Raw genomic sequence first — 9,264 nt, 5'->3', positions numbered from 1 at the left:
GATCACCGGCGCCCCTATGGTCGCTGGCAAAAGGAGATACAACATGGCAACCGTCAATGTGACCGATGCAAGCTTTCAGGCTGATGTGCTGGATAGCGATACCCCAGTGCTGGTGGACTTCTGGGCAGAATGGTGCGGCCCTTGCAAGATGATCGCACCCGCGTTGGAAGAGATCAGTGATGAGCTTTCGGACAAGGTGAAGATCGCCAAGATTGACATCATGGAAAACACCGATATCGCGGCGCAGATCGGCGTTCAGTCGATCCCGCTGATGGTGCTGTTCAAGAACGGTGAACCCGTCGCCCGCAAGCTGGGCGCTGCGCCCAAGGGCCAATTGAAGGCGTGGCTCGAAAGCGAGCTTTGATTCAAGGCGCATAGCGACCAATCGTGTCTCCGGCGGCAAGGCTGTTGGAGACACATGAGACACTGTCCAGAACAGGAAAACCCGCCCCCGGTTCAAGCGTTGCTGAATGGATCGCGCGATGGGGGCGGGGGCAGGTCATGGGCGTGATGCTCGCATGACCATTAGCTGTAGGAAAGCGTTCTACGCCTGCGTGCGGCGCACGAAATCTTCCCAAATTGCTGGCGTGGATGCGCCGACAAGCCCTGTCGCTTGTTGGTCATCCACGCGGTACGGGCTGCCATCGTAGCGCGCCGCCTTGCCGCCTGCCTCGTTCAGCCACAACACCCCTGCGGCATGATCCCAGGCCAGCGTGCGGGTAAAGCTGGACACATCATTGTCGCCCAGGGCCAGCCGCGGGTATTGTTCGGCAGCGCAGCGCGGAATGTCGACGAGAGTGTAATGCGGCGCCAATCTTGCATCGACCATCGCCGATTGTTCGGGCGACAGGAACATGCGGCTAACGGCGCTGACGGGCGGTTGCAAGCCTGTCGGCCGCGCCGCGATCCGTTCACCCTCGATGAACGCGCCGTGCCCTTCGCAGGTGTGGCAGAAGCGGTCCTTTACCGGATCGTAAATCCAGCCTGCGACCGCACGGCCGGCATCGGCCAACGCGATGATGATGCCGAAGGGTTCCTTCCCTTCGGCGAAGTTGGCGGTGCCATCCAGAGGATCGATGATCCAGCACTGACCCGACAGATGATCGAGCACTGCCTTGTCGGCGTGAACCGCTTCCTCGCCCACAACCGCAACACCGGGGGCGAGCCGGGTCAGAGCCTCGGTCAAGAAGGCCTCGACTTCGCGGTCGACGATGGTGACAGGGTCATCTGTGCCCTTCATTTCCACGTCGCCTGCCGCCAGATTGCGGAACCGCGGCAGCATCGAACGTTGCGCGGCAAAGCGCATCAGGTCGCGGATTTCAGCGTCGAGGGCGGAGAGGCTCACGAGCGGTAGTCCGCGTTGATCGCGATGTAACCGTGCGTGAGATCGCAGGTCCACACGGTTGCGCGGCCATCGCCAAGCGCCAGATCAACCGCTATGTCGATGTCCTCGCCCTTCAGATGCGCGGCCACCGGGGCTTCGTCATACCCTTCGACCGGCAGGCCGTTGCGCGCCGCCCAAACGCCGCCGAAGGCGATCGAAAGCCTGTCACGATCTGCTGGCTCGCCGGCCTTGCCTACCGCCATGACCACGCGGCCCCAGTTAGCATCCTCACCCGCGATCGCCGTTTTCACCAGCGGCGAGTTGGCGATGGAAAGGCCCACGCGGCGCGCGCTGTCATCGTTGACCGCGCCGCTCACGCGGATGCTGATGAACTTTTGCGCGCCTTCGCCATCGCGCACGACAAGCTGTGCCAGCGTGCGGCAGACATCGGCCAGCGCCGCGGCGAAGGCATCTGCGCCCGGGCTGTCCCAGCTTTCAATCCGCAGGTTGCCCGCCTTCGCCGCGGCGAAGGCCATCACGGTGTCACTGGTCGATGTGTCGCCATCCACCGTGATGCAGCTGAACGTGGCCGCATTGGCACGCTCCAGCGCGTCTTGCAGAAAAGCCGGTGCAACATCGGCATCGGTGAAAATGTAACCCAGCATTGTTGCCATATCGGGCGCGATCATGCCGCTGCCCTTGATGATCCCGGCAAACTGGACACGCGTTGCGCCGATCATCGCGCTGGCGCCCGCACCTTTGGCAAAGGTATCGGTGGTGCCGATCGCATTGGTGGCGTCTTCCCAGCCGCATGGCTGCGCTGCAAGAGCTGCGGTGATCCCGGCGCGGGCCTTGTCGATGGGCAGGGGCACGCCAATGACCCCGGTGGATGATACGAACACTTCGTCTTCCCGGCATCCCAGTGCGGTGCTGACCTGCGCACGGATCGCATCGACAGCCTCCCGCCCACGCCAACCGGTGAAGGCGTTGGAATTGCCCGCGTTGACGATCAGCGCCCGCGCACGCCCCTGCTTTACCGCTTCGCGTCCCAGTTCGACTTCGGAAGATGCGCAGGCGCTTTTGGTAAAGACCCCCGCCACGCTAGTGCTTTGCGTCAATTCGACAAAGGTAAGGTCGCAGCGGTCCCAGGTCTTGTACCCGGCGCGCACGACACGCAGCGTCACGCCTGCAATGTCAGGAAGATGGGGGAAGGGGCGGGCCAGTGGAGAGCGATCGATCTGCATGAAGTAAGCCTCTAAGCTGGCAGTGGCTTGCAGTAAATCGGCAAAGCCAGTGGACGAAACCGCTGTGATTGCCTATCTGGGCCTGGCATGACGCGGCATATTCTCGCCTTTCTGGCCCTGCTTTCCGGCCTTGCTGCCTTTGGCAGCCCGGCGCAGGCGTCGTTGGCTGAGGCGCTGGCGTGCGGGTCCAGCATCGCTGCGGCTGCCGGCAACGAAGCGGCTCGGAACGAAAGCGTGGCTGCCCAACCAGCGCCGGCCACGATCAGCGCATCACGGGCGATGGAATCGCCCAGCGTTGCGCCCGTTACACCGCACGCGCTGCGTCTGCCCGTGTTGATGGGGATTGAACGCGCCTTCGAATAGGCGTGCCATTGCGTCACCCCTGCGAATTGCGGCGCGCCGGGCCTGAAGGCCGCGCGCTGTTACCCCACAAACAGTTTCACAGCCCGCAGGACGGGCTTGTACCCTTACAAAAGGTTTGCCTTCATGTTGAACGCCTTCGTCAAGTCGGTCTTCGGTTCGTCGAATGATCGCTACATCAAATCCGCACGCAAGGTCATTGCGCAGATTAACGCGCTTGAACCTGAACTTCAGGCTCTCACCGATGCCGATCTGCAAGGTCAGACCGCCAAGCTGCGGGCGTTGATCGATCAAGGCTCCAGCCTTGACGATGTGATGCCCGAAGCCTTTGCCACGGTGCGCGAAGCATCGGTGCGCGTGTTTGGCATGCGCCACTTCGATGTGCAGCTGATCGGCGGCCTCGTCCTTCACCGCGGCGAGATTGCCGAGATGCGCACCGGCGAAGGCAAGACCCTGATGGCGACGCTGGCGGTCTATCTCAACGCACTTGAAGGCAAGGGCGTGCACGTGGTGACGGTGAACGATTACCTTGCCCGGCGCGACGCCGCCGAAATGGGCAAGCTCTACAACTGGCTCGGCCTGACCGTCGGCGTGATTGTTCCCGGCATGCCCGAGGAATACAAGCGCGATGCCTACAACGCCGACATCACTTACGGCACCAACAACGAGTTCGGCTTCGATTATCTGCGCGACAACATGAAGCACGAACGCAGCGGCATGGCGCAGCGGCCGTTCAACTTCGCGATCGTCGACGAGGTCGATTCGATCCTGATCGACGAAGCGCGCACCCCGCTGATCATCTCCGGCCCGACAGAGGACAAGTCCGAACTCTACGTCCAGCTCGATCAGGTCGCCCGCGAAATCCCTGTCGAATGGCTCGACATCGATGAAAAGGTGAAACGCGTTCAGCTGACTGAAGATGGTATGGAAGAAGTGGAAAAGCTGCTGCTCGAAAAGGGCCTGCTTGCCACCGAAAACCTGTTCGATGTGGAAAACACGCAGGTCGTCCACCATCTCGATCAGGCGCTGGTCGCCAACTTCGGCCGCAAGCGCGATACCGATTATATCGTGAAGGATGGCAAGGTTGTCATCATCGATGAATTCACCGGACGCATGATGGATGGCCGGCGTTGGTCGAACGGTCTGCACCAGGCGGTTGAAGCCAAGGAAGGCGTGAGGATCGAACCGGAAAACCAGACGCTGGCTTCGATCACGTTCCAGAACTATTTCCGCATGTATCCCAAGCTTTCCGGCATGACCGGGACCGCGGCAACCGAAGCGGCGGAATTCTGGGACATCTACAAGGTGGGCGTCGTGGAAATCCCGACCAACCTGCCCGTCGCCCGCATCGATGAAGATGACGAATTCTACAAGAACACCGTCGACAAGTTCGGCGCCATTGCCAAGGCGATCAAGCAAAAGCAGGAGATCGGTCAGCCGGTGCTGGTGGGTACGGTTTCAATCGAGAAGTCCGAACTGCTTAGCCAGTTTCTCGACAAGGAAGGCGTGACGCATTCGGTGCTGAATGCGCGGTTCCATGAACAGGAAGCGCGGATCGTGGCGCAGGCCGGGCGACTTGGTGCGGTGACGATTGCTACGAACATGGCTGGCCGCGGCACCGATATTCAGCTCGGCGGCAATGTCGAATACCGCGTGCTCGATGAACTGGGCGACATGCCCGAAGGGCCGGAGCGCGATGCAGGCGCAGCCCGCATCAAGGCCGAAGTCGCCGCCGAAAAGGAACAGGTAAAGCAAGCCGGCGGCTTGTTTGTGCTCGGCACAGAACGGCACGAATCGCGCCGCATTGACAACCAGCTGCGTGGTCGTTCGGGCCGCCAGGGCGATCCGGGCCTGTCGCGCTTCTACCTCTGCCTTGAAGACGATCTTCTGCGTATCTTCGGGCCTGACACGTTGTTCTCCAAGATGATGAATTCCAACCTCGCCGATGGTGAGGCGATCGGGTCAAAGTGGCTGTCGAAGGCGATCGAAACCGCGCAGAAGAAGGTTGAAGCGCGCAACTACGACATGCGCAAGCAGGTTGTTCAGTATGACGACGTTATGAACGACCAGCGCAAGGTGGTTTACGAACAGCGGTCCGAAATCATGGATTCCGAAGCGGTCGACGATGTGGTGGTCGATATGCGGCACGATACGGTCAACGCCATGATCGGTGCTGCCTGCCCTCCCGGTTCCTACCCGGAACAATGGGATATCGAAGGGCTGAAGGCGCGCACCGAAGAAATCTTCGGCTTCCAGCCCCCCTTCGATGCATGGCTTGCCGAAGACGAGGTTGAGCCTGACCTGCTCGAAGAAAAGCTGCGCGCACTCACTGACGAGATGACTGACGCCAAGGTATCGGCATCGGACCCGGCGATCTGGCGCATGGTCGAAAAGGACGTGCTGCTGCGCCAGCTCGATCATCACTGGAAAGAACACCTCGCCACGCTCGACGCCTTGCGTCAGGTGATCTGGATGCGCGGAATTGCGCAAAAGCAACCGATCAACGAATACAAGCAGGAAGCCTTTGCGCTGTTTGAAACGATGCTGGAAACACTGCGCGAGGAGGTGACCAAAATCCTGTTCCGCGCAGAATTGCGGATCGAACCACCGCAGCCTCAGGGCCTGCCCGAACTGCCCGATTTTCTCACCGGCCATATCGATCCGCTGACCGGGCTCGACAATTCGAATGACGGCGACGGGTCGGAACTGCGGCCCGAATTGTTCGGGTCGCTCGCCGGAAGCCCGCGCGCCGCAACGGGGCCGGGCGGGGCGAACACGAACAACCCCTACGCCAACCTGGAAATCAGCCGCAATGCGCCGTGCCCATGCGGTTCGGGGAACAAGTACAAGCACTGCCACGGCGCCATCGGCGCTGCGCAGACGGTGTGACACGCGGACGCGGGAACTAGCGTGGGGTCGAGATGATCGGTGCGGTTCCCGTGCTGCTGGCGCTGGCATTTCTTGTCACGGCGCTATTGTATGCCAGTGTCGGTTTCGGCGGCGGTTCGACCTATGCTGCGCTGCTGGCGCTGTCAGGGCTCGACTACCGTTTGCTGCCGCTGGTCGCGCTGGCTTGCAACATCGTGGTGGTCGCCGGTTCAAGCATTCGCTTTGCCCGCGCCGGACTGACCCCATGGCGGCGCGCTGCGGTAATCATCGCCGTCGGTGCGCCGGCGAGCTTTGTTGGGGGGCTGACCCCGATCAGGGAGGCTAGCTTCCTGATGTTGCTTGGCGGCAGTCTGGTGCTGACCGCACTGACGATGCTGATCCCTGTGCGCGAAGGAGGAGGAGGCGCGCCCACCCGCTTCGCCCGGTGGATGCCGCTGGCGGCTGCGCCGCTCGGCTATATCGCCGGCCTTGTGGGCATTGGCGGCGGCATCTTCCTTGCGCCGCTGCTGCACCTTGCGCGCTGGCACGAACCGCGCGGGATTGCGGCCACGGCGAGCCTGTTCATTCTGGTCAATTCGCTGTTCGGCCTCGCCGGGCAGATGCTCAAGAACGGCCCCGATCTGCTGGGCCCCGCCATCGGCGCAGCCTTGCCGCTGCTGGTCGCAGTGGTGATCGGCGGGCAGGTGGGGAGCCTGATGGCCGCGCGCCTGCTGCCGCCCAAGTGGATCCGCTGGCTGACCGCGCTGCTGGTCGGCGTGGTAGGCGTGCGGCTGCTGGCAGGGGTGTGAGCGATTATCCTTTGATGATAAGTTTCAATGCGCCGCCAATGGGGAGCAGATGATGCGGGTGACGATATGGCTAGCGGGTCAGGGGCTTCTTTTCGGAGCCATGTCAGCGGTTTGGGCCCAAGATGACACCAGCCTCGGTCAGGCCTCGCCCCAGGTCCATCCGACCCCATCGACCGGGCTTGGCGTAGCAGACCGATCAAGAGCGCTGGCCACGCGAAATGAAGAGAAATGGATGGCCATGATTGTCCAAGCCTATCCCGTCCACGCTGGGATCCGGGGGCAGGAAGGGACAGTGAGTGTCACAGTGTCAGTGAGCGCCGATGGTCGGCCGAAGGATTGCAGGATCACGAAATCAAGCGGGCACGACTTGCTCGATACTGCCGCCTGCGCGGGCATGATGCGTTATGCGCGCTTCGATCCCGCCTTAGACGCTGACGGTAACCCGACCTCCGCCGACTACACGGCAGAGGTGACATATTCGCTCGAAGGTTAGAAGAAATGGCTCCCCGAGTAGGATTCGAACCTACGGCCAAGTGATTAACAGTCACCTACTCTACCGCTGAGCTATCGGGGAGCAACTCTTCCAAGCGGTGTAAGGAAGAGCGGAAGCGCGCCTATATGGGGGGTGTTGAATGATTGCAAGAGGGTTTTGACAGAAGATCACGCTGTGATGAATTGTTCGGCCACGATGCGTTCTTCAAGGCTCTGCCCAGGGTCGAACAGCAAGGTCAGCGCGGCATCCTGTGCGATTTCCAACCTGACTTCGGCAATATCACGCAGCTCTTTCTGATCTGCAACGGCGGCCACCGGGCGTTTTACGGGGTCGAGCACGCGCAACACGATTTTCATGCGATCAGGCAGAATTGCACCGCGCCAGCGGCGCGGGCGAAACGGGCTGATCGGGGTCAGTGCGAGCATCTTGCTGTCGAGCGGCAGGATCGGGCCATGCGCCGACAGGTTGTATGCGGTCGACCCGGCCGGGGTTGCCACCAGCACACCATCGCAGACCAGTTCGCGGATTCGTACGCGGTCGCCCACGGTGACTTCGATTTTTGCGGTCTGACGAGTTTCGCGCAGCAGGGAGATTTCATTGATCGCGTTCATCACGTGAACATCGCCCCCTTGCGTCACCGCCTCGACCCTGAGCGGGGCAATCGACCAGCGCCGTGCCCGGTTCAGCCGTGCTGCGATGGCGGCGCGCTTGTCATAACGGTTCATCAGGAAACCCACGGTGCCAAGGTTCATGCCATAGGCGGGGACCACCCGCCCGGCATCCAGCATCGCGTGCAGGGTTTGCAGCATGAACCCATCGCCCCCCAGCACCACCACCGCATCGGCTTCCTCAATCGGCGCCCATTCGCCTTGACCAAGCAGCGCCGCGTGCGCTTCCATGGCGCGGGGCGTGTCGGAGGCCAGCAGTGCCAGTCGCTGATAGGTTGTCGTCGTGCTGGCCATTGAACCCCCTGTGACAGCGATCGCCGTTTATCCCCGGCGCATCGCTTGGCGTCGGCCCTGATGTGCCAGTTTCGGGCGGATTGCAATTGATGCGAGGCAGGTTGGCGTTCAATGGTTAGAGGGGGCCGGGGCAAGAGGAACGTGATGGATCAGGGTCGTATATCCTTGCGTGGCTCGGCTCGGGGACGATTTCCGGGGGTTGATCCGGACGTGCTTGAGGCCGATCTGCTGAGCGCGCTGGAAAGGCGCGAAATCGAGGTGCTGTTTCAGCCGCAATTTGCGTCTGCCACAGGCGCTGTGGTGGGGGCCGAAGCGCTGGCACGCTGGCGCCATCCCACGCTGGGCGCAGTAGGCGCGCGCGATCTGTTTGCAGTGGCCGAACGCGCCGCGCTGGTATCGCCGTTGTCGCGGCATGTGGTGGCCCGCGCGCTGGAAGATGCTGCAACGTGGCCGGAAAACCTGACCCTGTCGCTCAACATCACCCCCGAAGAACTGGGCGACCCGCGCTTCGCGGCCGATTTTGCTGCGCTGATCGGGCGATCGGAAATCGCGCCGCATCGCCTGATGCTGGAAATCACCGAGGACGTGTTGCTGCGCAATCTGCCGCAAGCTGCCAGCGCCTTGAAGGCATTGCGGGGCTTGGGATTTCGCACCGCGCTTGACGATTTTGGCGCGGGCTATTGCAATTTCCGCTACTTGCGCGAACTTCCTCTGGATGCGTTGAAACTGGACAAGGCGATGGTGGACGGCGTGCCGGCTGATGCCACCGCGCTTGCCGTGTTGCGTGCGATCGTGACGCTGGGCAAGGCGCTTGGCCTTGCAGTCTATGCCGAAGGGATCGAGGACGAGATCCAGCGCGCCGCGATCACCGCTGAAGGATGCGATTATTGGCAGGGTTTCCTGCGGGCCCAGCCAATGCCCAGCGAAAGCGTGCTGGCACTGGCGCGTACAGCACGGGGGATGGGTCACGGCTGATCGTGCGGCGCCACGCGTGTAGGAGACATATGAGACATTGTCCTGAACGCAAAAACACATCGCCCCGCATTCGTCTGACTGTTGGTATGTAACACGGCTGATGGGCGAGCGGGGCATAGCCGCTGCGATACAGTTGCCAGGCCGCTGTAGGAAACAGCGCGTTTGTCAGCACTTTGGGACGGAGCAGATTTCTGGTGAGACAGTTGCGCTTATAACAGTATCCCAAGAC

The 9,264-nt window shown here is 61.8% G+C and carries 9 protein-coding genes and 1 tRNA gene; 6 read left to right on the top strand and 4 right to left on the bottom strand.

Annotated features, from left to right (window positions below; all coding sequences use genetic code 11):
• Positions 1 to 43: 43 nt before the first annotated feature.
• Positions 44 to 364, top strand: coding sequence for a thioredoxin (gene trxA / locus SJY33_RS05780; protein ID WP_379921654.1), 321 nt, complete (start codon positions 44 to 46; stop codon positions 362 to 364).
• A 180-nt stretch (positions 365 to 544) separates the two neighbouring features.
• On the opposite strand, the gene SJY33_RS05775 is transcribed toward trxA, so the two are convergent.
• Positions 545 to 1,345 (bottom strand): inositol monophosphatase family protein, encoded by an 801-nt coding sequence (locus SJY33_RS05775; protein ID WP_379921653.1) that lies wholly within the window; start codon positions 1,343 to 1,345, stop codon positions 545 to 547.
• On the bottom strand, positions 1,342 to 2,568 hold the full coding sequence (gene argJ, locus SJY33_RS05770) for a bifunctional glutamate N-acetyltransferase/amino-acid acetyltransferase ArgJ (RefSeq protein WP_379921652.1): 1,227 nt from the start codon (positions 2,566 to 2,568) through the stop codon (positions 1,342 to 1,344). The genes SJY33_RS05775 and argJ overlap by 4 nt, the downstream gene beginning before the upstream one ends.
• A gap of 87 nt (positions 2,569 to 2,655) precedes the next feature.
• On the opposite strand from argJ, the gene SJY33_RS05765 reads away from it, so the two are divergent.
• The 4 genes from SJY33_RS05765 (at position 2,656) to SJY33_RS05750 (ending at position 7,098) form a co-directional block, all read left to right on the top strand.
• Positions 2,656 to 2,931: a hypothetical protein gene (locus SJY33_RS05765; protein WP_379921650.1), complete on the top strand. Its 276-nt coding sequence runs from the start codon at positions 2,656 to 2,658 to the stop codon at positions 2,929 to 2,931.
• A 123-nt stretch (positions 2,932 to 3,054) separates the two neighbouring features.
• Positions 3,055 to 5,817, top strand: coding sequence for a preprotein translocase subunit SecA (gene secA / locus SJY33_RS05760; protein WP_379921649.1), 2,763 nt, complete (start codon positions 3,055 to 3,057; stop codon positions 5,815 to 5,817).
• A gap of 32 nt (positions 5,818 to 5,849) precedes the next feature.
• Complete coding sequence (locus SJY33_RS05755) at positions 5,850 to 6,605, top strand: sulfite exporter TauE/SafE family protein (protein WP_379921647.1); 756 nt, start codon at positions 5,850 to 5,852, stop codon at positions 6,603 to 6,605.
• A gap of 232 nt (positions 6,606 to 6,837) precedes the next feature.
• The gene (locus SJY33_RS05750) at positions 6,838 to 7,098 is read left to right on the top strand and encodes an energy transducer TonB (RefSeq protein WP_379921646.1); all 261 of its coding nucleotides are present in this window, start codon (positions 6,838 to 6,840) and stop codon (positions 7,096 to 7,098) included.
• A gap of 6 nt (positions 7,099 to 7,104) precedes the next feature.
• Here SJY33_RS05750 and SJY33_RS05745 read toward each other — a convergent pair.
• Positions 7,105 to 7,179, bottom strand: a tRNA-Asn gene (locus tag SJY33_RS05745).
• An 86-nt stretch (positions 7,180 to 7,265) separates the two neighbouring features.
• On the bottom strand, positions 7,266 to 8,060 hold the full coding sequence (locus tag SJY33_RS05740) for an NAD kinase (protein WP_379921645.1): 795 nt from the start codon (positions 8,058 to 8,060) through the stop codon (positions 7,266 to 7,268).
• Between the two features lie 144 nt (positions 8,061 to 8,204).
• Here SJY33_RS05740 and SJY33_RS05735 point away from each other — a divergent pair, with 144 nt between their 5' ends.
• Positions 8,205 to 9,035 carry an EAL domain-containing protein gene (locus SJY33_RS05735; RefSeq protein ID WP_379921644.1) on the top strand — a complete coding sequence of 277 codons (831 nt, stop codon included), beginning with the start codon at positions 8,205 to 8,207 and terminating at the stop codon, positions 9,033 to 9,035.
• The last annotated feature ends 229 nt before the right edge of the window (positions 9,036 to 9,264 follow it).

It is taken from the genome of Erythrobacter sp. R86502, assembly GCF_042466465.1.
In the GTDB taxonomy this organism is placed as follows: domain Bacteria; phylum Pseudomonadota; class Alphaproteobacteria; order Sphingomonadales; family Sphingomonadaceae; genus Erythrobacter.
This window is presented reverse-complemented; position numbering and strand designations above follow the sequence as displayed.

Excerpts from the sequence above, each read along its gene's own strand:
- trxA (WP_379921654.1), top strand. The coding sequence starts at position 44 with ATGGCAACCGTCAATGTGACCGATGCAAGCTTTCAGGCTGATGTGCTG.
- argJ (WP_379921652.1), bottom strand. The coding sequence starts at position 2,568 with ATGCAGATCGATCGCTCTCCACTGGCCCGCCCCTTCCCCCATCTTCCT.
- SJY33_RS05765 (WP_379921650.1), top strand. The coding sequence starts at position 2,656 with ATGACGCGGCATATTCTCGCCTTTCTGGCCCTGCTTTCCGGCCTTGCT.
- secA (WP_379921649.1), top strand. The coding sequence starts at position 3,055 with ATGTTGAACGCCTTCGTCAAGTCGGTCTTCGGTTCGTCGAATGATCGC.
- SJY33_RS05755 (WP_379921647.1), top strand. The coding sequence starts at position 5,850 with ATGATCGGTGCGGTTCCCGTGCTGCTGGCGCTGGCATTTCTTGTCACG.
- SJY33_RS05750 (WP_379921646.1), top strand. The coding sequence starts at position 6,838 with ATGGCCATGATTGTCCAAGCCTATCCCGTCCACGCTGGGATCCGGGGG.
- SJY33_RS05740 (WP_379921645.1), bottom strand. The coding sequence starts at position 8,060 with ATGGCCAGCACGACGACAACCTATCAGCGACTGGCACTGCTGGCCTCC.
- SJY33_RS05735 (WP_379921644.1), top strand. The coding sequence starts at position 8,205 with ATGGATCAGGGTCGTATATCCTTGCGTGGCTCGGCTCGGGGACGATTT.